Annotated in this window: 23 protein-coding genes; 12 read left to right on the top strand and 11 right to left on the bottom strand. The window is 67.6% G+C overall.

All coding sequences use genetic code 11. The features are described 5' to 3' along the window. Positions 1 to 68: 68 nt before the first annotated feature. From ACWIEX_RS01430 to bluB, 4 genes are read left to right on the top strand one after another with little or no spacing between them, the layout of a single operon-like run. Positions 69 to 458, top strand: coding sequence for a cobalamin biosynthesis protein (locus tag ACWIEX_RS01430; RefSeq protein WP_454031374.1), 390 nt, complete (start codon positions 69 to 71; stop codon positions 456 to 458). After that, complete coding sequence (gene cobM / locus ACWIEX_RS01425) at positions 455 to 1,219, top strand: precorrin-4 C(11)-methyltransferase (protein ID WP_454031373.1); 765 nt, start codon at positions 455 to 457, stop codon at positions 1,217 to 1,219. Before ACWIEX_RS01430 ends, cobM begins: the two co-directional genes overlap by 4 nt. Beyond that, positions 1,216 to 2,544 (top strand): cobyrinate a,c-diamide synthase, encoded by a 1,329-nt coding sequence (locus tag ACWIEX_RS01420; RefSeq protein WP_454031372.1) that lies wholly within the window; start codon positions 1,216 to 1,218, stop codon positions 2,542 to 2,544. Before cobM ends, ACWIEX_RS01420 begins: the two co-directional genes overlap by 4 nt. Next, on the top strand, positions 2,541 to 3,152 hold the full coding sequence (gene bluB, locus ACWIEX_RS01415) for a 5,6-dimethylbenzimidazole synthase (RefSeq protein WP_454031371.1): 612 nt from the start codon (positions 2,541 to 2,543) through the stop codon (positions 3,150 to 3,152). The genes ACWIEX_RS01420 and bluB overlap by 4 nt, the downstream gene beginning before the upstream one ends. A gap of 80 nt (positions 3,153 to 3,232) precedes the next feature. On the opposite strand, the gene ACWIEX_RS01410 is transcribed toward bluB, so the two are convergent. Further along, positions 3,233 to 4,885 (bottom strand): caspase family protein, encoded by a 1,653-nt coding sequence (locus ACWIEX_RS01410; RefSeq protein ID WP_454031370.1) that lies wholly within the window; start codon positions 4,883 to 4,885, stop codon positions 3,233 to 3,235. Positions 4,886 to 5,286: 401 nt separating this feature from the next. Here ACWIEX_RS01410 and ACWIEX_RS01405 point away from each other — a divergent pair, with 401 nt between their 5' ends. The 5 genes from ACWIEX_RS01405 (at position 5,287) to ACWIEX_RS01385 (ending at position 10,135) form a co-directional block, all read left to right on the top strand. Further along, the gene (locus tag ACWIEX_RS01405) at positions 5,287 to 6,057 is read left to right on the top strand and encodes an ABC transporter ATP-binding protein (protein ID WP_454031369.1); all 771 of its coding nucleotides are present in this window, start codon (positions 5,287 to 5,289) and stop codon (positions 6,055 to 6,057) included. After that, positions 6,044 to 6,784, top strand: coding sequence for an ABC transporter ATP-binding protein (locus tag ACWIEX_RS01400; protein ID WP_454031368.1), 741 nt, complete (start codon positions 6,044 to 6,046; stop codon positions 6,782 to 6,784). Before ACWIEX_RS01405 ends, ACWIEX_RS01400 begins: the two co-directional genes overlap by 14 nt. A 78-nt stretch (positions 6,785 to 6,862) precedes the next feature. Then, entirely contained in the window at positions 6,863 to 8,068 is a 1,206-nt protein-coding gene (locus ACWIEX_RS01395; RefSeq protein WP_454031367.1) for an ABC transporter substrate-binding protein, read from the top strand. Positions 8,069 to 8,241: 173 nt separating this feature from the next. Next, on the top strand, positions 8,242 to 9,129 hold the full coding sequence (locus tag ACWIEX_RS01390; RefSeq protein WP_454031366.1) for a branched-chain amino acid ABC transporter permease: 888 nt from the start codon (positions 8,242 to 8,244) through the stop codon (positions 9,127 to 9,129). A gap of 19 nt (positions 9,130 to 9,148) precedes the next feature. Continuing rightward, complete coding sequence (locus ACWIEX_RS01385; RefSeq protein WP_454031365.1) at positions 9,149 to 10,135, top strand: branched-chain amino acid ABC transporter permease; 987 nt, start codon at positions 9,149 to 9,151, stop codon at positions 10,133 to 10,135. A gap of 219 nt (positions 10,136 to 10,354) precedes the next feature. On the opposite strand, the gene ACWIEX_RS01380 is transcribed toward ACWIEX_RS01385, so the two are convergent. Continuing rightward, positions 10,355 to 10,885 carry a hydrolase gene (locus ACWIEX_RS01380; RefSeq protein ID WP_454031364.1) on the bottom strand — a complete coding sequence of 177 codons (531 nt, stop codon included), beginning with the start codon at positions 10,883 to 10,885 and terminating at the stop codon, positions 10,355 to 10,357. A gap of 124 nt (positions 10,886 to 11,009) precedes the next feature. On the opposite strand from ACWIEX_RS01380, the gene ACWIEX_RS01375 reads away from it, so the two are divergent. After that, the gene (locus tag ACWIEX_RS01375) at positions 11,010 to 11,456 is read left to right on the top strand and encodes a MarR family winged helix-turn-helix transcriptional regulator (protein WP_454033436.1); all 447 of its coding nucleotides are present in this window, start codon (positions 11,010 to 11,012) and stop codon (positions 11,454 to 11,456) included. Positions 11,457 to 11,573: 117 nt separating this feature from the next. Then, positions 11,574 to 13,067: an MDR family MFS transporter gene (locus tag ACWIEX_RS01370; protein WP_454031363.1), complete on the top strand. Its 1,494-nt coding sequence runs from the start codon at positions 11,574 to 11,576 to the stop codon at positions 13,065 to 13,067. Positions 13,068 to 13,131: 64 nt separating this feature from the next. Here ACWIEX_RS01370 and dapD read toward each other — a convergent pair whose 3' ends face one another. The 6 genes from dapD to ACWIEX_RS01340 form a co-directional block, all read right to left on the bottom strand. Next, on the bottom strand, positions 13,132 to 13,974 hold the full coding sequence (gene dapD / locus ACWIEX_RS01365) for a 2,3,4,5-tetrahydropyridine-2,6-dicarboxylate N-succinyltransferase (RefSeq protein WP_061968887.1): 843 nt from the start codon (positions 13,972 to 13,974) through the stop codon (positions 13,132 to 13,134). A 61-nt stretch (positions 13,975 to 14,035) separates the two neighbouring features. Next, positions 14,036 to 14,794, bottom strand: coding sequence for a precorrin-6A synthase (deacetylating) (gene cobF, locus ACWIEX_RS01360; RefSeq protein ID WP_454031362.1), 759 nt, complete (start codon positions 14,792 to 14,794; stop codon positions 14,036 to 14,038). Between the two features lie 53 nt (positions 14,795 to 14,847). Further along, entirely contained in the window at positions 14,848 to 15,165 is a 318-nt protein-coding gene (locus tag ACWIEX_RS01355; RefSeq protein WP_454031361.1) for a hypothetical protein, read from the bottom strand. Then, a complete protein-coding gene (locus ACWIEX_RS01350; protein WP_061968892.1) occupies positions 15,155 to 15,457 on the bottom strand; it encodes a hypothetical protein in 303 nt (100 codons plus the stop codon). Before ACWIEX_RS01350 ends, ACWIEX_RS01355 begins: the two co-directional genes overlap by 11 nt. Positions 15,458 to 15,615: 158 nt before the next feature. Beyond that, entirely contained in the window at positions 15,616 to 16,395 is a 780-nt protein-coding gene (locus ACWIEX_RS01345; protein ID WP_454031360.1) for a VOC family protein, read from the bottom strand. Positions 16,396 to 16,418: 23 nt separating this feature from the next. Next, positions 16,419 to 17,405 (bottom strand): TRAP transporter substrate-binding protein, encoded by a 987-nt coding sequence (locus tag ACWIEX_RS01340; protein WP_454031359.1) that lies wholly within the window; start codon positions 17,403 to 17,405, stop codon positions 16,419 to 16,421. A gap of 140 nt (positions 17,406 to 17,545) precedes the next feature. Here ACWIEX_RS01340 and ACWIEX_RS01335 point away from each other — a divergent pair, with 140 nt between their 5' ends. Further along, positions 17,546 to 18,421: an aldose 1-epimerase family protein gene (locus tag ACWIEX_RS01335; protein WP_454031358.1), complete on the top strand. Its 876-nt coding sequence runs from the start codon at positions 17,546 to 17,548 to the stop codon at positions 18,419 to 18,421. A gap of 165 nt (positions 18,422 to 18,586) precedes the next feature. Here the strand turns inward: ACWIEX_RS01335 and ACWIEX_RS01330 are convergent, their stop codons facing one another. The 3 genes from ACWIEX_RS01330 to ACWIEX_RS01320 all read right to left on the bottom strand — a co-directional run bounded on the left by ACWIEX_RS01330 (position 18,587) and on the right by ACWIEX_RS01320 (position 22,925). After that, positions 18,587 to 20,176, bottom strand: a complete 1,590-nt coding sequence (locus tag ACWIEX_RS01330) for an ABC transporter substrate-binding protein (RefSeq protein WP_454031357.1) — start codon at positions 20,174 to 20,176, stop codon at positions 18,587 to 18,589. A 71-nt stretch (positions 20,177 to 20,247) separates the two neighbouring features. Continuing rightward, on the bottom strand, positions 20,248 to 21,753 hold the full coding sequence (locus tag ACWIEX_RS01325; protein ID WP_454031356.1) for a serine hydrolase domain-containing protein: 1,506 nt from the start codon (positions 21,751 to 21,753) through the stop codon (positions 20,248 to 20,250). A gap of 11 nt (positions 21,754 to 21,764) precedes the next feature. Continuing rightward, positions 21,765 to 22,925: an amidohydrolase gene (locus ACWIEX_RS01320; protein WP_454031355.1), complete on the bottom strand. Its 1,161-nt coding sequence runs from the start codon at positions 22,923 to 22,925 to the stop codon at positions 21,765 to 21,767. Between the last annotated feature and the right edge of the window lie 7 nt (positions 22,926 to 22,932).

Here is a 22,932-nt window from a genome sequence, read left to right as displayed (position 1 = left end):
CAGCATGGATCCCGGGTCTCCGTTCGGTCGCCCGGGATGACGACGTATATTGTTGCAGGGGTTTCCCGATGACCGGCCGCCTCATTGCCGGCATCGGCATCAGGCCCGGCACGGAGGCCGCCGATATCCTCGCCTGTCTCGACCAGGCCCTGGCGAGCGCCGGGCTTGCCGGCGCATCGACGCCGCGCTTTGCGACGCTTGCGAGCCGTGTAGCGGAAGCCGGCATGGTCGCGGCCGCCACCGAACGCGCGGCCGAACTGGTCGCCATCCCCGACGAGGCGCTGAAGGGTTTCGAGGCCGCCTGCGCGACGCGCTCGACCCGGATTGCCTCGCTGTATGGCGTCGGCTCCGTGGCCGAGGCCGCAGCGCTGGCCGCGGCGGGTCCCGGCGGCGAACTGGTGCAGCCGCGCATCGCAACCGCGCGCGTCACCTGCGCCCTCGCCAGAAGCCTCGCATGACCATCCATTTCATCGGCGCCGGCCCCGGCGCGCCCGATCTCATCACGCTGCGCGGACGCGACCTGATCGCCGCCTCATCTGTCTGCCTCTACGCGGGCTCGCTGATCCCGAAGGCGATGCTCGATTGGTGCCCAGCGGGCGCGCGCATCGTCGATACCGCTCCCCTCGCCCTCGACGCGATCATCGCCGAGATGGAAGCCGCGCATCGCGCCGGGCAGGACGTGGCGCGGCTGCATTCCGGCGATCTCTCGATCTGGAGTGCCTGCGGCGAACAGATGCGCCGGCTCGACCGGCTCGGTATCCCCTACACGGTGACGCCGGGCGTGCCGGCCTTCGCCGCCGCCGCCGCCGTGCTGAAGCGCGAGCTGACCTTGCCGGGCGTGGCGCAGTCGCTGGTGCTGACGCGCACCTCCGGGCGCGCCTCGGCCATGCCGGAGAAGGAGAAGCTCGCAACCTTCGCCGCTTCCGGCGCGACGCTGGCGATCCATCTCTCGATCCATGTGATCGAGCAGGTCGTGGCGGAGTTGGCGCCGCTTTATGGCGCGGCCTGCCCGGTTGCGGTGGTGTTCCGCGCGACCTGGCCGGATGAGGCCGTGCTGCAAGGCAGGCTCGCCGACATCGCCGCCAAGGTCCGGGAGAGCGCGCTCGAGCGCACCGCGCTGATCCTCGTCGGCCCGGCGCTGGCGGCCGATGATTTCGGCGAGAGCGCGCTCTATTCGATCGATTACGACCGCCGCTTCCGGCCGCGAGGCGGGCAATGAGCGCGCGCGGACTGCTCATCGCCGCGCCACGCTCCGGCTCGGGCAAGACCACGATCACGCTTGGGTTGCAGCGGGCGCTGACCCGGCGCGGCCTGATCGTGCGCGGACTGAAATGCGGGCCGGATTACATCGACCCCGCCTTCCATGCCGCCGCGACCGGTGCGCCCAGCGCCAATCTCGACAGCTACGCGATGTCGAATGGGCTGCTCGGACGGATCGCGCGTGAAGCGGCCGATGCCGCCAATATCGTCATCGCCGAGGGCTCGATGGGGCTGTTCGACGCCGTGCCGGGACCGGAGGGACACACCGGGGCCGGCGCCGATATCGCGGCGCTGACGGGCTGGCCGGTCGTGCTCGTCATCGATGTTTCCGGTGCGGCGCAATCGGTGGCGGCGGTGGCACTCGGCTGCAAGATGTACGATCCGCGCATCCGTGTCGTCGGCGTGATCCTCAACAAGGTCGCGAGCGCGCGCCATGAGCGCCTGGTGCGGCAAGGGATGGAGCGGATCGGGCTGCCGGTGCTGGGCGCCTTGCCGCGCGAGGCGAGCCTGATCCTGCCCGAGCGCCATCTCGGACTGGTCCAGGCCGGCGAGACCGCCGATCTGCATGCAAGGCTCGATGCGCTGGCGGAAGCTGTCGCCAATGCCACCAATCTCGATGCCGTCGTGGCGGCGGCTGGTGCCACCATGCTTCCAGAGGCAACTGGTGACGGGTCCCCGCCCCTGCCCGCCCTCGGACGGCGGATCGCCATTGCCCGCGACGCCGCCTTCTCCTTCGTCTACCCGCATGTCGAGGCGGGATGGCGCGCGGCGGGCGCTGAGCTTGTGCCGTTCTCACCGTTGAAAGACGAGGCACCTCCGGCTGATTGCGATGCCTGCTGGCTGCCGGGCGGCTATCCCGAACTGCATGCCGGCACGATCGCAGCGGCAAGCCGCTTCCTCGGCGGTCTGCGCAGCTTCGCCGCAACCCGGCCGGTGCATGGCGAATGCGGCGGCTACATGGTTCTCGGCCGCAGCCTGACCGATGCCGATGGTGTCGCGCATCAGATGGCCGACCTGCTTTCGGTCGAGACCTCATTCGCGAAGCGGAAGATGAATCTCGGCTATCGCCGGGCGGTCCTGGAAGCGGCCGGACCGCTCGGGCCGGCGGGCACGGCGCTGACCGGCCATGAATTCCATTATGCGAGCATCGCCGCGCAAGGCGAGGACCTGCCTTTCGCCGTGGTGAGCGACCCGCATGGCTCGGCGCCGACCCCGGCCGGAAGCCGGCGCGGGCTGGTGACGGGCTCGTTCTTCCATGCCATCGCCACGGCGGAATCGGCGTGAGCCAGGCGCCGGTCTTCGATGCGGCCTTTGCCCGGCAGTTCGAGGACCTGCTGCGCTGGCGGCGCGATGTCCGGCGGTTCAAGCGTGACGCCGTCCCGGCCGGCCTGATCGACACCCTTCTTGCCCAGACACGGCTTTCCCCTTCCGTCGGGCATGCACAGCCCTGGCGCTGGCTTTCCGTGGCGCAGCCAGGGCAGCGTGCGGCCGTGCAGGAGAGCTTCAGCCGCTGCAACGCGGATGCGCTCGCCTCCTATGAGGGCGAACGCGCGGCGCTCTATGCTCGCCTGAAACTGGAGGGGCTGCGGGAAGCGCCCGTCCAGTTCGCCGTGTTCTGCGACCACGCTACCGAGCGCGGCCATGGCCTCGGCCGGGCCACCATGCCGGAGATGCTGGATTATTCGGTGGTCGCCGCGATCACGCAGTTCTGGCTGTCGGCCCGTATCCACGGGCTCGGCGTCGGCTGGGTCTCGATCCTCGATCCCGGCGAGGTCGGCAAAGCGCTCGACGCGCAGCCGGAGTGGAAGCTCGTCGCCTATCTCTGCGTCGGCTGGCCGGAGGAGGAATGCGACGAGCCCGAACTGGTCAGGTCCGGCTGGGAACGCGGCTGAGCGTCGTCACATGACGCCCAAAATGAAAAGGCCGGCCCGAGGGGCCGGCCTTTCGAATGGCGTGAACGGGAGACGATCCGTCAGCGCCGGAAGCCGCCGCCGATCGCACCACCGAGCACGCCGCCGACGATGCCGCCGAAGATGGCCGCGCCAGCACTGTCACCGGCATCGCCGTCACGCGTCCGGACTCGGCCCTGATAGCCGGTGCTGGTCGTGCCGCGGCGCGGCGTCGTGGTTGTGCCCTGGTAGGCTTGACCGCGCTCGCGAGCGAGATCGCGCCGATACATCTCGTCACCGTCATAGTTCAGGTTGCGCGTCGCGGCCTTGCCGCCAGACTGGCCGTCGCTCGCCGTCTTGCGCTTCTTCTCGGCCGCAGCCTTCTCCTCGGCCAGAACCGCCTGATAGGCCGTCTCGCTCTGGGCGCGGAGCGCGCTCACCTGCATCGCGGTCAGGAAGCCCGTCTCCGGAATGCTGCGCGACTTCTGCCAGGCCTGGATCGCCTTGCGGTGAGCCGGGCCGAAATTGGCCGCAGCCTTGCCCGGCTGGAAGCCGCTGACACGCAGGCGGGTCTGCACCTCGCGCCGATCCTTGGCCCCGAGCTTCATCGCGGTTTCGGTCTGCGCCGTGCCGATCTCCTGCTTCAGCGCCTCCTCGGAGACGCCAGGCGGCGTCGCGAGGAAACCAGCCGCCGGCTGCGCCGTCTCCAGGCTGGCGAGGCGGTTGCGGGCGAAGGTCGCGAACTGCCCCGACGGGAAGGCGTCGAGATAGGCGCGATAGTCGGCAGCGGAATTGCCGCGCTCGGCGACTTCCCAGGTCTTGATGTCGATCTGGGCGCGATCGAGCGACGGGGCGGCCGGCATCGCCGGCATGGGCACGGCGGCGTCGATGGTCTTGGTCGCGGCCACGCCCGGATCGACCGCGGCGAGCTTCAGCGTCGGGTTCATCTTGAACTCGCCGATGATCGAGGAATTGGTCCAGGGCTTCTGCTTCTTGTTGGTGGTTTCCCAGACATCGGCCCGCACGCGGTCCATGACTGTGGTGATCGAGATCTCGGGCGTCTCGATATGCTTGAGCAGCGCGCTGGTGAAGGGGCTGTTGCCATCCCGCTCGCCATCCATCGCCGTGGCGCGCGGATCGGTCGCGAAGGCGATCAGGATGCCCGAGGCCGACTGCGTCTCGATCGCCGTCAGGCCGCGGGTCACGGCGCGCGACTTCGCGGCGAGCTGGGCAGCGAAGGGATTGTCGCGGCAGGCGTCGAGGATGACGATGTTGACGCGCTCGTCGCGCTGCATCTGGCGAAGGATGAGCTGGACATTGACCGCGCGGAAATCGAGATCGGCTTCCGAACGCAGCGAGGCGTCGACGGGAATGAGATAGTTGTCGTCGCCGACGGCGATGCCGTGACCGGCATAATAGACGAGGCCGGCCTTGGCGCCGTCGAGCTTCTGCGCGAATTCGCGCACGATGCCCGTCATCGCGTCCATCTTGAGATCGTAGCCTTCGACCACGTCGAAGCCGAGACGCTTCAGCGCAGCCGAGATGCCCTTGGCATCGCGCTGCGGATTGGCGAGCGGCGGCACCGCCGTATAGGCGCTGTTGCCGATGACGAGCGCGACCCGCCGCTCGGGCACGGCCGCGGAAGCAGGCGAGGCCAGCGCCACCGCTGAGAGCACCAGCGCAAAGGCAACGGCCATTCGGGCACGGAACCCCGGAACCAGAGACGCGAAGCTCACGACAACCTCCCCAATTCGGCAATCGGCTGCCCGCCCGCAACGGTCGGCGCAGCGCAGGAATAAAAAAACAAGGCGGCAATGTGGACGAAAGATGGCCTTCGTTTTTACCGCAACACGCTCCGATGGTAAACCGGAACCTCTCTTCGTCGCGCGAACCACGCTGCGGGTTCAAATCCGTTCCGCAGAGCGCGCCCGGCCGCCAGCATCGCGCCGCCGCGGAGACCGCGACATCCTCCGATTGCATGAGACGCGCGGCATAAGACGAAGGGATGAGAGCGCATCTCCCCAGACCGCTTTGATGTCCGCGAACGTTGACTTATGCCCGGAGCGCGGTGCAGCATGACATGCAAGGGGAACCGCATAACCAAGAAAGATAAAGCTGATGAGGGCTGACAACCGGCATGGCTGAAGACACTATTCTTTCGACTTCAGGTCTTACCAAAGAATTTGCCGGCTTTACAGCTGTGAACAGCGTCGACCTCAGCGTGCGCCGGGGGTCCATCCACGCTCTCATCGGCCCGAATGGTGCCGGCAAGACGACTTGCTTCAACCTGCTGACGAAGTTCCTCGCGCCGACACGCGGCTCGATCATCTATAACGGCCGCGACATCTCGCGCGAAAAGCCGGCGGAGATCGCCCGGCTCGGCCTCGTCCGCTCGTTCCAGATCTCGGCGGTGTTCCCGCAGCTTTCGGTGCTGACCAATGTCCGCATCGCCCTGCAGCGGCGCAAGCGCGGCGACTCATTCGATTTCTGGCGCTCCGAGCGGGTGCTGAGCGAACTCGACGCCGAGGCGCGGAGCCTGATCGAGGCCGTCGGCCTCACGCCATTCCTCGGCCTCACGGCGGGCGAGCTCTCCTATGGCCGCAAGCGCGCGCTGGAGATCGCGACGACGCTGGCGCTGGATCCCGAGATGCTACTGCTCGACGAGCCGATGGCCGGCATGGGCCGCGAGGATGTCGAGCGCATCGCAACGCTGATCCGCAAGATCTCGGCCAACCGCACCATCCTGATGGTCGAGCACAATCTCTCGGTCGTCGCCTCGCTCTCGGACCGGATCACCGTGCTGGCACGCGGCCAGGTGCTGGCGGAAGGCGACTACGCCACCGTCTCGAAGGATCCGCGCGTGATCGAGGCCTATATCGGTTCGGGAGGCGGACATGGCCACCACTGAGGCCGTGAAAGCCGCCGCCGCAGGCACCGCCCCGCTGCTGAGCGTGAGCGGACTCGAGGCCTGGTATGGCGAGAGCCATGTGCTGCACGGTATCGATTTCGACGTGGCGCCCGGCGAGGTTGTGACGCTGCTCGGCCGCAACGGCGCCGGCAAGACCACGACGCTGAAGTCGATCATGGGCGTGATCGGCAAGCGCAAGGGCTCGGTCGTGCTGGAGGGCACCGAGACCATCTCGCTGCCCTCGCGCGCCATCGCCCGGCTCGGCATCGGCTTCGTGCCGGAGGAGCGCGGCATCTATTCCTCGCTCTCGGTCGAGGAGAACCTGATGCTGCCGCCGCAGGTCCGACCGGGCGGGCTCTCGCTGGAGGAAATCTTCACGCTGTTTCCCAACATCAAGGAACGGCTGAAGAGCCAGGGCACCAAGCTCTCCGGCGGCGAGCAGCAGATGCTGGCGATCGGCCGCATCCTGCGCACCGGCGCGCATCTGCTCCTGCTCGACGAGCCGACCGAGGGCCTCGCCCCCGTCATCATCGAGCAGATCGGCCGCACCATCGCGAAACTGAAGCAGGACGGCTTCACCATCATCCTGGTCGAGCAGAATTTCCGCTTCGCCCAGACCGTCGCGGACCGGCATTACATCGTCGAGCAGGGCAAGGTGATCGACATGATCCCCAATGCCGAACTCGACGCCAATATCGACAAGCTGCACAGATATCTCGGGGTCTGACGGCCCGGGCCACAGGCCCGGACCGGAGGTCAAAAAAAAATCGGCGAAACGCCGGCAACCAAACGAGGGAGAACGACAATGAAGCTGAAGATGTTTCTGGCCGCGAGCGCGCTCGCGGCGGTGATGGCGAGCCCCGCCCTCGCCCAGCAGATCTCGGTCAAGGCCGGCGTGCTGAACGACCGTTCCGGCCTCTATGCCGATCTTTCCGGCGAAGGCTCGGTCATCGCCGCGCGCATGGCGGTGGAGGACTTCAAGGCCGCCGACAAGGGCATCAAGGTCGAGATCGTCTCGGCCGACCACCAGAACAAGCCGGATGTCGGCTCGACCATCGCCCGGCAGTGGTACGACCAGGACGGCGTCGACCTGATCCTCGACGTGCCGACCTCCTCGGTCGCGCTGGCGGTGAGCCAGATCACCAAGGAGAAGAACAAGGTCCATATCAACTCCGGAGCGGCCACGTCCGACCTCACCGGCAAGGCCTGCAACGCCAACACCATCCACTGGACCTACGACACCTACGCGCTCGCCCAGGGCACCGGCGGCGCCATGGTCAAGGCCGGCGGCGACACCTGGTTCTTCCTCACCGCCGACTATGCCTTCGGCCATGCGCTGGAACGCGACACATCCGCCGTCGTCACCAAGGCGGGCGGCAAGGTGCTCGGCGCGGTGCGCACCCCGTTCCCGGGCACCGACTTCTCCTCCTTCCTGCTGCAGGCGCAGGCTTCGAAGGCCAAGGTCATCGGCCTGGCGAATGCCGGCGGCGACACGATCAACTCGATCAAGCAGGCGGGCGAGTTCGGCATCGTCGCGGGCGGGCAGAAGCTCGCGGGCCTGCTCGTGTTCCTGACCGACGTGCACTCCCTCGGGCTCCAGGCGGCGCAGGGCCTCGTCCTGACCGAATCGTTCTATTGGGACACGAACGCCGGCACGCGCGCCTGGTCCGACCGCTTCTCCAAGCTGAATGGCGGCAAGCGTCCCACCATGGTCCAGGCCGGCGTCTATTCCGGCATGCTGCACTATCTCAAGGCCGTCGAGGCGGCGAAAAGCAAGGATGCCGCCGCCGTCGTCGCCAAGATGAAGGAGCTGCCGACCGACGACCCACTGTTCGGCAAGGGCTCGGTGCGGGCCGACGGCCGCAAGATGCATGACATGTATCTCTTCGAGGTGAAGAAGCCCTCGGAGTCGAAGGGCCCGTGGGACTACTACAAGCAGGTCGCGGTGCTGCCGGCCGACCAGGCGTTCCGCCCGCTCTCGGAAAGCGAGTGCCCGCTCGTCAAGAAGTGAGCGGCTGAACGCCGCTCAGAAGCCCTTCGCCGTCATCCCGGGCGACCGCAGGTCGACCCGGGATCCATCGGAGAGCTCCGGAACTCTACGATGGATCCCGGCTCTGCATTTCGTTTGGCCGGGATGACGAAGAGCTTCGAGAGCCCGCCCCACACACTGATCTTGAGTCCCGCATGTTCGAGCTTCTAGGCGTTCCGCCGCAGGCGCTGTTCGGTCAGGTCCTTCTCGGCCTGATCAACGGCTCGTTCTACGCCATCCTCAGCCTCGGGCTGGCGGTGATCTTCGGGCTGCTCAACATCATCAACTTCACGCATGGCGCGCAATACATGATGGGCGCCTTCGTCGCCTGGATGTGCCTGAACTATCTCGGCATCAACTACTGGGCAGCGCTGCTGCTGGCGCCGATCATCGTCGGCGCGACCGGCATCGCGGTCGAGCGGCTGCTGCTCAAGCGCATCGCCCATCTCGACCATCTCTACGGCCTGCTCCTGACCTTCGGCCTGGCGCTGATCATCCAGGGCCTGTTCCGCAACCAGTATGGCTCGTCGGGCCTGCCCTACGCCATCCCGCCGCAGCTCGCCGGCGGCAAGAATCTCGGCTTCATGTTCCTGCCGAACTACCGCGCCTGGGTGATCGTCGCCTCGCTCGTGGTCTGCCTGTCGACCTGGTTCCTGATCGAGAAGACCCGGCTCGGCGCCTATCTGCGCGCCGCGACCGAGAACCCGACCCTGACCCAGGCCTTCGGCATCAACGTGCCGCTGCTGGTGACGCTGACCTACGGCTTCGGCGTGGCGCTCGCCGCCTTCGCCGGCGTGCTCGCCGCACCGATCTACTCGGTCAACCCCAATATGGGCGGCGACCTGATCATCGTCGTCTTCGCGGTCGTCGTGATCGGCGGCATGGGCTCGATCATGGGCGCCATCGTCACCGGCTTCTCGCTCGGCCTGGTCGAGGGGCTGACCAAGGTGTTCTACCCGGAAGGGGCCGCGACCGTGATCTTCGTCATCATGGTGCTGGTGCTCCTGGTGAAGCCCGCCGGCCTGTTCGGCCGCCCGGCCTGATGCAAGCAAGGACAAAGACATGACCGACCTTGCCTCGAGCGATACCCCGGCCGCCATCGTCACCGAGACCGATGACGGCGCGGCGCGCCTGCACCGCAACCTGTTCATCGCCATTGCCGTGGCGCTCGTCATCGCGCCCTTCGTCGCCTATCCCGTCTTCGTGATGAAGGTTTTGTGCTTCGCGCTGTTCGCGCTCGCCTTCAACCTTCTGCTTGGCTATGGCGGCCTGCTCTCCTTCGGCCACGCCGCCTATTTCGGCATGGCGAGCTATGTCAGCGCCTATACCGCCAAGAACTGGGGCCTGACGCCGGAACTCGCCATCCTGCTCGGCACTTCGGTCGGCGCGGCTCTCGGCTTCGTCTTCGGCGCGCTCGCGATCCGGCGCCAGGGCATCTACTTCGCCATGATCACGCTGGCGCTGGCCCAGATGGTGTTCTTCTTCTCGCTGCAGACGCCGGGCTTCACCGGCGGCGAGGACGGCATCCAGGCCGTGCCGCGCGGCAAGTTCCTCGGCCTGATCGACCTCGCCGACGACCGCGTGCTCTACTGGCTCGTCGCGGCGATCTTCATGGGCGGTCTGCTGCTGATCTACCGGATCATCCACTCGCCCTTCGGCCAGGTCTGCAAGGCGATCCGCGACAACGAGCCCCGCGCCATCTCGCTCGGCTACCGCGCCAGCCAGTACAAGCTGATGGTCTTCGTGCTCTCGGCGACGCTCGCAGGCCTCGCCGGCGCGACCAAGGCGATCGTCTTCCAGTTAGCGTCGCTCACCGACGTCTACTGGACGATGTCCGGCGAGGTCGTGCTGATGACGCTGGTCGGCGGGCTCGGCACGGTGTTCGGGCCGATCGTCGGGGCCATCGTCATCGTCGCCATGCAGAACTACCTCGCCACGCTCGGCGCCTGGGTCACCGTCGTCCAGGGCGTGATCTTCGTGCTCTGCGTCCTGCTCTTCCGCGAAGGCATCGTCGGGGTGATCTCGAAGGCGATCAAAAAGCCGCTCTGACGGCGACGATTCAGGCGGTGTGAACGACTGCCGGATCGCTTCTGGACACCCTTGTCATTCCGGGGGCGCGCCGCAGGCGCGAACCCGGAACCCACGACGGGGTGGAACACTTCAACGAACCCATTTCCGGCCACTCGCCCGGTCGTGGGTTCCGGGTTCTTCGCTACGCGAAGCCCCGGAATGACAAGGATGTGACTCGCGCCACCGCCGTCCAGCCCCCTAGCGGATCAGCTTGGAGACCGGCCGGAACTGCGGATGCTCGGCGCTCCGCAGCCATTCGAACAGCACCATCTCGGTGGTGACGATCTCGGCGCCGTGGCTCGCCATGCGGGCAATCGCGATCTCCCGCGATTGCGGTACCCGTGAGCCGATCGCATCGGCCACCACGACGACGCGGCGGCGATGCTCGAGCAAGGTCAATACCGTCTGGCCGACGCAGACATGCGCCTCGCAGCCGCAGATCACCAGTTCGCGATCCCCGGCGACGGCCTCGAGGAAGGCCGGCTCGCCACAGGCATCGAAGCTCATCTTGGTCACGGGCGGACCGACCTCCGCCAGGGCCGGCACCGTCGCACCGAGGCCGCGCGGATACTGCTCGGTCAGGATCGTCGGGACGCCCAGCAAACGTGCCGCCTCGGCGAGGCGGCCGGCATTGAGCAGCACCGCTTCACCTTGATGGATCGCCGGCATCAGCTTCGCCTGGAAGTCGATGACCACCAGCGTGGCGTTCTTCGCGGTGAGCAGCGGCATGACCCGGCCTTTCCTCTTCGCGCCGTCGGGGAGGCTTCATAGCGCGGCAAGGTAGCGCCTTCGTCAACATCGCCGCCACCGAGCTTCGCTTGACTTGCCCAACGGCAGTCAACATGCAGATGAAATGGACGGCAAACCGATCGTTTCCTTCGCGACGACGCTGCACGTGCGCGATCATTGCCTGTGCCTGCATGTGCAGCGCGCAGCAAGGACGCTGGCGCGCCGTTTCGACGAGGCATTGCGACCGGTCGGGCTGACGAACGGCCAGTTCTCCCTGCTGATGGCCCTGAACCGGCCGGTGCCGGCCTCGTTCGGCCCGGTCGCGGAGCTTCTGGCGATGGACCGCACAACCCTCACCGCCGCGCTGAAACCGCTGGAACGGCGCGGGCTCGTCAGCATTGCGGTCGACCCCGCGGATCGCCGCGGCCGACTGCTGACCCTGACCCCTGACGGCATGACGCTCCTCGCCTCGGCCGTGCCGATCTGGCGGCAGATGCACGAGGCCATCGAGGCCGCCATGCCCGATACCGCGCCGGAGAGCCTGCGCGATAGCTTGCGCAGCCTGGGCTGAACCACGGCAGCTTGCCCCGCCCCCGCCGCAGAGCGGCCCCGCCAACGTGTCTCTGGCGCATAGCGCCCGCCGCGATTACCTTCCCGCCATTCCCTAGACGCAAGCAAGATCACAGCCATGGACAAGCGGCTCGACACTCCCGCCCCGGCCGCAGCCCTGACGCCTGCGGATATCCGTTCGATCCTGATCGGGGTCATGCTGGCGATGTTCCTGGCCGCGCTGGACCAGACCATCGTCGCGACGGCCCTCCCGACGATCGGCCGCGACCTCAACGACGTGACGCATCTGTCCTGGATCGTCACGATCTACCTGCTCGCCTCGACCGCGGTCACGCCGCTCTACGGCAAGCTCGCCGATATCCATGGGCGGCGGGTGACGCTGCTCGCCGGCATCGTCGTCTTCGTCATCGGCTCGATCGCCTGCGCGCTCGCGCCTTCGCTCTGGCTGCTGGTCATTGCGCGCTTCGTGCAGGGGCTCGGCGGCGGCGGGCTGATCGCGCTGGCCCAGACGATCGTCGGCGACATGGTGCCGCCTAAGGAGCGCGGACGCTATCAGGTCTATTTCGCCAGCGTCTTCATGTCGTCCTCGCTGCTGGGCCCGGTCCTCGGCGGCTTCCTCGCGGAAAAGCTGCACTGGTCGGTGATCTTCTGGATCAACCTGCCGCTCGGGCTCGGCGCCTACTGGATGTCGAACGCGGCGCTGAAACGGCTGCCGCGCCATGAGCGCCCCCACAAGCTCGACGTGCTCGGCGCCATGCTGATGACGCTGGCGACGGTCTCGCTGCTGCTCGCCCTGTCCTGGGGCGGCACCGCCTATCCCTGGGGTTCGCTCCCGATCGCAGCTCTCGTCGGCGCCTCCTTCGTGCTCTGGGCCTTGTTCGCCTGGCGCCTGCGCCGGGCCGCGGAACCCTTGATCCCGCTCGACATCTTCGGCAATGGCGTCGTCAGGCGTGGCACGGTGGCGGCCGGATTCGGCATGGGCACCTTCATCGGCCTCACCATCTACCTGCCGCTGTATTTCGAGACGGTGATGGGAATGAGCGCCACCCATTCCGGCCTCGGCCTGCTGCCGCTGACCTGCGGCACCGTCATCGGCGCGACCAGCTCCGGCCGGGCGATGTCGCATCTCACCCACTACAAGCGCGCGCCGCTGGCCGGGCTTTTCGTCGCGATGACAGGTACGGCTGTTCTCGCAGCCTTCTCCGGTCAGATCCCGATCCTGCCCTTCAGCATCATCCTGGCCGTGGTCAGCATCGGCTTCGGCACCCTGTTGCCCGTCGCGACCGTGTCGATCCAGAACGCCGTGCAGGCGCATCAGCTCGGCACGGTGACGGCAGTCGCCAATTTCTTCCGCCAGATCGGCGGGGCGCTGATTGTCGCGGTGTTCGGCGCGATCGTGCTCGGCGGCGTCGGCGGGGTTGGTGCGCAGCTCTCTCCCGAAGCGCTGAAGCTCGGCACCGTCGACCGCGAGACCATGGTGGTGCTGTTCCGCTACGTCTTCGGCGCCGCGAGCCTCGGATTCGCCTTCGCCTGGCTGTCGCTGGCCCGGATGCAGGAACTGCCGCTGCGCGGCCGCGCGGTCGAGGCAGCCAAGGCGATCGGCGGCGAATAGAAGAAGCGCTCGCGCACGGTCATGCCCGGAACAAGCCCGAGCGTGACAGCCAGCAGCCGAAGCCTCAGTCGCGGAGAAGCTCGTTGATGCCGGTCTTGGAGCGCGTCTGCGCATCGACCGTCTTGACGATCACGGCGCAGGACAGCGACGGGCCCGGCGTGCCGTCCGGGAACGGCTTGCCCGGCAGCGAGCCCGGCACCACCACCGAATAGGGCGGCACCTTGCCGACATGGACCTGGCCAGTGGCACGGTCGACGATCTTGGTCGAGGCCGAGATGAAGACGCCCATCGAGAGCACCGAACCCTCGCCGACGATCACGCCCTCGACGACCTCGGAGCGGGCGCCGATGAAGCAATTGTCCTCGATGATGGTCGGGTTGGCCTGCAGCGGCTCGAGCACGCCGCCGATGCCGACGCCGCCCGAAAGGTGCACGTTCTTGCCGATCTGGGCGCAGGAACCGACCGTCGCCCAGGTGTCGACCATGGTGCCTGAATCGACATAGGCGCCGATATTGACGAAGGACGGCATCAGCACGACGCCGGACGCGATGAAGGAGCCCTTGCGCGCGGCGGCCGGCGGCACGACGCGGAAGCCGGCGGCGCGGAAGCGGTTCTCGCCCCAGCCCTCGAACTTCGAGGGCACCTTGTCCCAGAACACGCCCTCGCCCGGACCATTGGCCATGATGACGTTGTCGGTCAGGCGGAAGGAGAGCAGCACCGCCTTCTTCAGCCACTGATGCACGATCCAGTCGGCACCCTGCTTCTCGGCGACGCGGGCCTGGCCGGCATCCAGCATCTCGATCGCCTGCTCGACCGCCTCGCGGACGGCGCCTTTGGTCTGGACGCCGATCTCGGCCCGGTTTTCCCAGGCGGCGTCGATGGTCTGGTTGAGATCGGCGAGGGACATCAGGTGGCTCCGGCGCTTCCAGAAAGATCGGGGCGAGCGATGGCGGATGCAGGCGCCTGCGTCAAGCCGGGCGGCGGCGCAGCAGGTAGGTATCCATGATCCAGCCGTGCCGCGCGCGGGCCTGCGCCCTGACCTCCGTGATCTCGGCCGAGAGCTCTGTGAGCGGGCCGGCGCGCAGGATTTCATCGGGCGTGCCGAGATAGGCGCCCCACCAGATGTCGAGCCCTTCGGGATCGATCTTGCCGAAGGTCTGCTCGCCGTCGAGCATGACGACGACGCTGTCCTGATCGGCCGGGAAGCCCGCTGCCAGCCGGCGGCCGGTGGTGATGAGGATCGGCGCGCCGATCGTGTTGAGCGGAATGCGGTGGCGCGCCGCCAGGACCTGGACGCTGCTGATACCGGGATAGACCCGCCAGTCGAGTTCGAAACCGGAGGCGGCGACGCGCTCCATGATGCGCAGGGTGGAATCGTAGAGAGCGGGATCGCCCCAGACGAGCAGCGCGCCGATCTGCCCCTGCGGCAATTCGGCTTCGAACAGGGCGCGGTAGCGGGCGGCGATGCGCTCGTGCCAATCGTCGACAACGCCGTGATAGTCGCTGCCGGCGTCGGCGCGGCGCGGGATTTCGACAGTAACCGTGCGGTAGTCCGGCTTACGGATGAAACGGGCGCAGATCGCCTCGCGCAGGGCGCGCAAGGCGGCCTTCTCCTCGCCCTTGTCGGGAATGAACAGGATATCGGCGCGGTTCAGCGCCTCGATCGCCTCGACGGTCATGTGATCGGGATTGCCGGCCCCGATGCCGATGATGAGGATGTTGCGCATGCCGCTCCGCCGGTTTGCGGCGGCTTAGCATGCCCTGTGCGCGGAATGCGAGATCAGGCCCGACCGAGCACGACCATGCGGGCAAGATCGGGCTGCAGGGCAGGCATGGCGCTCAGCGCCAGCGCCGCCTGAAGCGCCTCCAGATCCGCCTGGAGGCGCGGATGCCAGCCGCAAGGGCATGGCTGGTCACCGCAATGAGCATCCGCCACCTCTCTGTAGACAGAACCGACCGCTGCCGCCGCCAGCTCGATCAGGGTGAGAGGCGGCAGGCGAGTATCGCGCAGTGCCGCGCAAAAAGCCGTCATGAGCGCCTCCCGGATCTCGGCCCGGGCGGTCTCCAGCGATTCGGCGCTGCCGGGATCAGGCTGCACGTTCGATGCCCTTGATGGCGGCATGGCGGCGGCGCTGTGGTCCTTGCAGGGGCTTGGGTCCCTGCGGGAGCTTGGGCCCCTGTTCAGGCAAGGCCACCGCGAGCAGGTCGACAAGCCGCTGCATGCGCGGCGGCAGGGCCGCATCGGCGTCGAGATCGCCCGGCCCCTTGGCCAGCGCGAGCGCCCGGCGCAATTCCGGCCGGCTCGCGCCGGTGCGGACGATCTCGCGGATGATGATCTCGTCGATGCGGCCGATTGCGGCCGCGACATCGACCTCGGTGACTCCACCCATTCCGGTCCCTCCGTCGGTTGATTCACTGATCGCGAGGGAGAGATAGGCGCGCCGATGATTCGATGCAAGGCCTTGTTATTACTACATAAATATAACTATTTTAAGGTAACGGGCCACTCTCGACCGCGAGCGTGACCGCATCGTGACACCGTCAGCGGCTAGAGGTCGCGGATGATCTCCAGGCGGACGCCATGGGCAAGGCCTTCGTCCAGGCAGGCATCGTCCGGGCCGTAGAAGGAGACGGCACAGGCACCCTGCCCGCGGCGGACGAGATGCTCACTGATGCTGGCCGCGGCCGGGCCGCGCGGCTCTGTCAGGGACAGCGTCTGCCGGGCGATGCGAAACTGCGCGAGACCGAAGCCGAGACCAGGAACGCCGCCCAGCGCAACCGGCTCCTGCCCGAGCAGGGCGCGATAGCGCGCGACCGAGGTCGCAAGGTCCTGCACCGCCACGGTGACGCCGGCGACCCCGGTCACGCCATTGGCATGGCGGCGGGCCATTCCATCGGGAACGCGCAGGCTGCGAGCCGTGACATCGGTGCAGAGGAAGGGGATGTCGGGCTCGGGCGGTCGGGCCGAGCGCCAGGCGATGCTGGTGCCATCGGGCTTGAGCCGGCCGCCATCGATCGGACCGTCCATGACGATGCCGGCAGCGCGCGCACGGGCGAGATCGGCATCGAGATCATCCGGCAGCAAGGCATAGTCGACGAGGCCGGGGCCGGCACGGTCCAGCACCTGCCACCAGCGATAGTCCGGCAGCGGGCGCGGGAAGGCGATGATCTCGAGATAGGCGCCATCCTCGAACACGACCAGCGCATTGCGCGAGCCACGCGGATGCTCGCCGCCGGGCAGCACGGTGAAGCCGAGCGCCGTATAGTCGCGGATCGCCGCGTCGAGATCGGTCACGGCGATGACGATATGGTCGATCGAAAGCGGCATGGTTCTCGTCCTCGATGCTGGTGTCAGGGGCTCTGCGCGATGGCTTCGATAGCAGACATACCTCCGAGCTGCGGCGCAAAACTCTCCCAGACCTTGCGTGCACCATCCTGCCAGCCCTGACGATCCTCGGCCGGCACGACCTTGCCGCCTTCAGCCTTGGCCCGCGCCATCGAGGCTTCCTCGTCGGCCAGCATCAATTCGTCGAAATAGGCGATGCCTTCGGTGACCGCGGCAGTCAGCGCCTCCCGGTCCTGCGGCGCCAGCCCCTTCCAGAAGGGGCTTGCGAACATCACGACGCCGCTCGCCCAGATATGACCGGTCTCGATCAGGACCGGCACGACCTCGTGCAGGCGGAAGCCGACATAGGCCGATTTGGTCAGGTCCATGCAATCGACCACACCGGTCTTCAGCGCGTTATAGGTCTCCGGGATCGGGATCGGCGTGGGAAAGGCGCCGAAACCCGACCAGAGCGCGGTGTGCAGCGGGCTCTGGATGACGCGGATGCGCTTGCCCCTGACCGAAGCAGGCGTGGTCAGCGGCTCCTTCGCCAGGAGATGGCGGGCGCCGTAATTGATGAAGCCCGGCACGACGAAGCCCTGCGCCTCGTAGAGCGTCTTGAGCTGGGTTCCGAGCGGCCCGGCCAGCACGCGCGCGAGATGGGCACGGTCGCGGAACAGGAAGGGCAGGTCCAGGATCTGCCCGGCGGGGACCCAAGCCGAGAGCGAGGACACGGTCGAGAGCGCCGCCTGGATCGAGCCGAGACGGAGACCCTCCGCGACCTCCTTCTCGCCGCCGAGCGCAGCATTGGGGACGATCCGCAGGTCGAAACGCCCCGGCGCCGTGCGCGCCAGAACCTCGGCGATGCGTCGCCAGATCCTGGTTTCCGGCTTGTCCTCGCCGAGCAGCGACGCAACGGTCACGGGCCGGCCGGCGGCGAAAGCCCGCCCGCCCTTCAGGATGGTGGGCGCGGCGAGCGAAGCGGCAGCGAACTGACGGCGGGTGATCGGCAAGGCGTGCCTCCTTAGGCGCTTGCAGCGGAATCGCGCGAAACGCGCCCCGCCGCAAGGGGCGAGCACACTCCGTCGGAAACCCAGTGGATTTCATCGGCGCCGATCGGCTATCGGGAGGGAGCCCGCCGACGGAGACGATAATGACCGAAACCCATGAGATTGCCTCCGACCGGCTGCGCGCGACGATCCGCGCGCAAGGCGGCGAACTGATCGCGCTTGCCGACGCGAACGGGCCGGCGCTCTGGAACGGCGGGCCGGATTGGCCGCGCCACGCGCCGGTGCTGTTCCCGATCGTCGGGCGGCTGACCGATGATACGCTGATCCATGAAGGGCGCTCCTACCGCCTGACCCAGCACGGCTTCGCCCGCGACAGCCTGTTTACCTGGGTCGATCGCACAACGGATCGGGCGGTGCTGGAATTGCGGGAGAGCGCGGAGACGCTGGCGATCTATCCGTTCCGGTTCGTGCTGCAGATGATCTACGCGGTGGCTGATGATACGCTGACCGTCACCTCACGGGTGAGCAATCCGGCCGAGGTCGAACTGATCTGCGGTGTCGGCGCCCACCCCGCCTTTCTCTGGCCTCTGGCTGACGGGATCGCCAAACAGGCCCATCGCCTGACCTTCCCGCAGGCGGAGCCCGGTCAGGGCCTCGGCGTCGAAGCCGGCCTGCTCACCGCACCGATCCCCCTGCCCTTTACGGGCAAGGAACTGCCACTCGACGAAAGCCTCTTCGTCAACGATGCGATCGTGATCCCGGATGTGGCGAACCGCGCGGTGCGCTTTCAAGCGCTGGACGCATCAGGGCGGGAGGCCCGCGCCCTGACCGTGAGCTGGGAGGGCTACAAGGATCTCGGCATCTGGTCGAAGCCAACAGGCGCGCCGTTCCTGTGCATCGAGCCCTGGTTCAGCATGGCGAGCCCGATCGGCTGGCAGGGCGAAATCGCGGACAAGCCCGGCATCCTCAAGCTGATGCCGGGCGAGAGCCGCGATTTCGTCTGGCGCGCGACGCTGTAGCATTTCACTCGCGCCGTCATCCCGGGCGGAGCGAAGCGGAGACCCGGGATCCATTCCGGAGCACAGCCGATAGAGGCTCAGGCATGAATCCCGGGTCAGCGCCGCTGCGCGGCTTGTCCGGGATGACCTCTTGGAGGGTACGAGTGGAAAACCTCGCCTCACCCCTCACTTCTTCTCGACGTTCCAGAACAGCATGACCGGCGCCGCCAGGACACCGGAGACATTGGTGCGCCGGGCATAGGGCTGGTCGAACTGGCCGAGCACGCGATAGGGCTGCATCTCCGCCAAGCGCTTGTGCAGAGCCTCCAGCGCGATCTTGCGGCTGGTATCGTCGGGCGCATCGACGAAGGCGCCGCGCAGCTTCTCGGCCTCGGCATCGCAGGGCCAGCCGGCCCAGGCGCGCTCGCAGGCCATGTTGGTGCCGATATTGGTCAGGGGCGACTGCATGGTCGCGCCCGAGGCATAGGTGACGAAGAGGTTCCAGCCACCCTGGTCGGGTGCGCCCTTGTTCTGCTGGCGGGTCGTGACGGCGCCCCAGTCGGCGAACTGGACATCGACATTGAAGCCGACGGCCTTGAGCGAGGAGGCCGCAACCTCGGCCATGCGACCGATCGGGGCAATATCGTTGCTGGTCGAGAGCACGAGCTTCTCGCCCTTGTAACCGCTCTCCTTCAGCAGCTCGCGCGCCTTGTCGAGATTGGGCTTGGCATAGCCTTCGGTGCCGATTTCCGTGCCGTTGGGGCCGCCGCAGACGAAATAGGCGCTGCAGCGCTTCCACCATTCCTCGTCGCCGAAGCCGGCCGCGAGGAAGTCCGCCTGATCGGTGGCATAGGCCAATGCGAGCCGGGCCTTCGGATTGTCGAAGGGCGGATAGAGATGGTTCGGCCGCAGCATCACCTGGTTGGCGAGGTTGGAGTAGCGCTCGACCTTGACTTGGCTGTTGGTCGAGATGACCGGAATCAGGTCCTGGCTCGGCTGCTCCCAGATATCGATCTCGCCGGTCTGAAGCGCGGCGGCGGCGGTCGCGGCGTCCGGCATGATCTGCCATTCGACGCGATCGACCTTGACCACGCGCCCGCCGGCGAGCCCGTCGGCCGGCTCGGAGCGCGGGATATAGTCGGGATTGCGATCGTAGACGACCTTCGAGCCGCTGCGCCATTCCTCGCGGTTGAACTTGAACGGGCCGGAGCCGATCGTCTCGGTGACCGGCTTCATCGGATCGGACTTGGCGTCGGACTCGCGCATGATCACCGGGATCTGGCCGACGGCCGAGCCGAGCGCGAAGGGGACCAGCGCCAGCGGGCGCTTCAGCTTGAGCTTGAAGGTGGCGTCGTCTACCGCCTCCATGCCGTCCGTATACTCCGCGAGCTTGCCGCCGATGGTGTCGCGCTTCATCCAGCGCGCGAGCGAGGCGATGACGTCCTTGGTCGTCACCGGCTGGCCGTCATGGAATTTCAGGCCGGGGCGAAGCTTGAAGGTCCAGGTCAGCTTGTCCGGCGAGGTCTCGAAGCTCTCGACCATCTGCGGCTTCGGCTGGAGGTTCGAATCCCAGGCAAAGAGCGTCTCGTAGATCATCAACCCGTGCATGCGGGTGATGACGATGGAGGCCGCGACGGGGTCGAGCGTCTTGAGATCCGCATGCGGCGCGACGCGCAGGACGCGGTTCGAGGCCGGCTGCGACTGAGCCGCCGCCGGAAGCGGCAGGAGCGCGGCCGCCGTCAGCAGCAGCGCGGCGGTGAAACGGGGCAGTTGCATCGGGCGTTCTCCTCCTTCGTCACCAGCCTAGCGGCCCCACCCCTCAGCGGAGCAGCCTCAGCGGGTGCGCTTCATTTTTGTTTCATCCGCAAGATCCTTGCCCGATGGCTGGCGACCCGCAAGCTGCCTTCCGCATCGAGCCAGAGACAGGGCCGCGACCGCCAGGGTCCGTGCAGGTGATCGGCGAGCGCGCGGCCGTTCGGCAGCGGCGTCAGGCGCGATACCGTGCCGCCTGAGGGCCAGGGCATCAGCGCCGTGCCATCGGCCCGGATCTCGATCTCGGTGCCGAAGTTCGGATCGCGCCAGCGCCCGATCAATCGCGCATCGAGCGGGGTATCGGCCGGCACGCGCCGGAGCGAACGCTGCACGCCGCCGATCAGGCCGATGAGGCGGTCCTCCCCGTCCTGCTTCAGGCGGATGTCGAGATAAGCGGGCAGGCTGCGCAGACCGCCGTCACCATCAGTGATCAGACGCTCGAAACCGCCCATGTAGCTGATCGAATCGGCGGCAAGCTCGGCCCAGAACGGCCCCTCGTCGCTGGCGAACAGGCCGACCGGCGCGGTTGCGATCGTCGGCAGGTCCTGCCCGAGCAGGGCCGCCAGCACCGTCAGGGCAGGCCAGAGCGCCTCTTCCTCGCGATTGCTCAGTACGACAACGCCAACGCCATGGGCCGGCGACATCCAGAAATGGTTGCGATAGCCGGCGAGCGAGCCACCATGGCCAACGATCGCGGTCTCGCCGAGCCGGCTGGCGACAAGGCCGAGCCGGTAGACGCTCTCGCTTCCATCGGCGAAATGGCGCGGCGCCGTCAGGCGTTCCAGCATACCGGCGAGCGGGCCGCGCCCCGCCAGCAGGGCCGAGGCCCAGCCGGCGAGATCGGCGGCGGAGCCCACGAGTCCGCCCGATGCGGAAAAATGCGGGCCGTTATGGCCGCGCCGCCAGTCCGCCCCGTCGTTCCAGTAGCCGGTGGCGAGGCCGGGCACGATCTCCGCGCCGTCATAGGGCAGGCGGAAGGCGAGGCCGAGCTCACCGGAGAGTTCCGCGACGGTCTCCTTGTAGGGCTTGCCCGTCACCTGCTCGAGGATGCGCTGGCCCAGCCGCCAGCCGGTGTTCGAATAGGCCATCTCGGTGCCGGGCTCGGCACATAGCGAGGGCAAGCGGCGGGCGAGCGCGAAGACCTCCTCCGCATTCAACGTCGCGGTAAAGGGCACGCCCTGCTGCCAGAAGGCTTCCATCATGTCCGGCAGGGCGCCGGTCATGTCGAGGGCGCGGCCAAATTCGACCTCGGCGAGCGGCTTCGGCAATTCCGGCAGCCAGCGGCCGAGCGGCGCATCGAGCGGGATGCCGGCGCGCAGCAATGCCACGGCCAGGACATGCTTGCTGATCGAGGCGAAGCGGTTCGGCGTCTGCGGCGTGAAGGGCACGCCGTATTCGATGCTGGCGAGGCCGCCGGCAAAGGCCTCGCGCACGCCGTCCCGGTCGAAGAGCACGACGGCGCCGCCCGGCCCCGCCGCGCGCTGCCAGTTCGCGACGATGTCCTGCGCGCGGGTCGCGGCGCCGGTCCAATCCAAAGCCATGTCCTGCTCCCTCAACCCTGTGGCCGGGCTTCGCCGAGCAGATTGCGCAATGCTCGCATGAAGACGCGCGCGCCGGGGCCAATCGCATCATCCGGGAAATCGAAATCCGGATTGTGCAGATGCGCGGTCTCGCCGGAGCCAAGCAGGAACATCGCAGATTTGGAGCGGCGCCCGAACAGGCCGAAATCCTCCGAGCCGCGCGAGGGCGGCGTCGGGCCATGCGGCACCTTCTCCTCGTCCATCGCCCGGCGCAGCATCGCGACGGCTTCCGGCTCGTTCTCGCAATGGTGGAAGACGTCATGATAGCTGATCTCGACGGTGAGCCGGCCGGCCTCGGCCGCCTCGCGCGCCAGCTTCTCGGCCGCTTCGCAGAGCGCGCCCATCTGCGCGTCGTTGACCGTGCGCAAAGTCGCCCAGAGCTCGCCATGGCCCGGCGCGATACCGAAGGCCTGCTCGCCGATCTCGACATGGGTCACCGTCACCAGCCGGAAATTGGCATCGAGCGGCCCGCCGGGGCCAAGCGCGGTCAGGGCCGGGATCAGCGTCGCGATGGCCGGCGCGGGCGAGCGGCCATGCTCGGGCGTCGAGGCATGCGAGGTCTCGCCCGTCAGGATGATCTTGATGCCGCGCGAGGCGCAATTGGCCGCGCCTTCCGAGATACGGGCATGACCGACGGGGACGCCCGGGCGGTTATGCAGGGAGAAGGCGTAATCCGGCACGATCTCCTCGAATTTCGGATCGGCCATGACGGCAGCGGCACCCGCGCCGGTTTCCTCGGCCGGCTGGAACAGCAGGATGGCGCGGCCCTTCTTGGGCGGGTTGCGCTGCAGCCCGCGGGCGAGGCCGGCGAGGATGGTCATGTGGCCGTCATGGCCGCAGAGATGGCCCTTGCCGGGGATTTCGGAGCGGTGGTCGCTCTCGGAGAGCTCCTCGATCGGGAGCGCGTCGAGTTCGGCGCGGATCAGCACGGTCGGGCCGGGCTCGGCGCCCTCGTAGATCGCGGCGACGCCATGGCCGCCGAGTTCGGTGACGATGCGGTCGGGGTCGGTCGGCTTCAGGAAGTCGACGATGGTCGCGGCTGTCTCACGTTCCTCGCCCGAAATTTCGGGGCGGCGATGCAGCCGATGCCGGAGATCGACGAGATCGACCATATCGCTGTTGGTCAGAAACACGGATGAA

The sequence above is a fragment of the Allobosea sp. NPDC055353 genome (assembly GCF_053644975.1).
The sequence above is the reverse complement of the archived record's forward strand: the minus strand, read 5'-3'. Positions and strand labels throughout refer to the sequence as shown.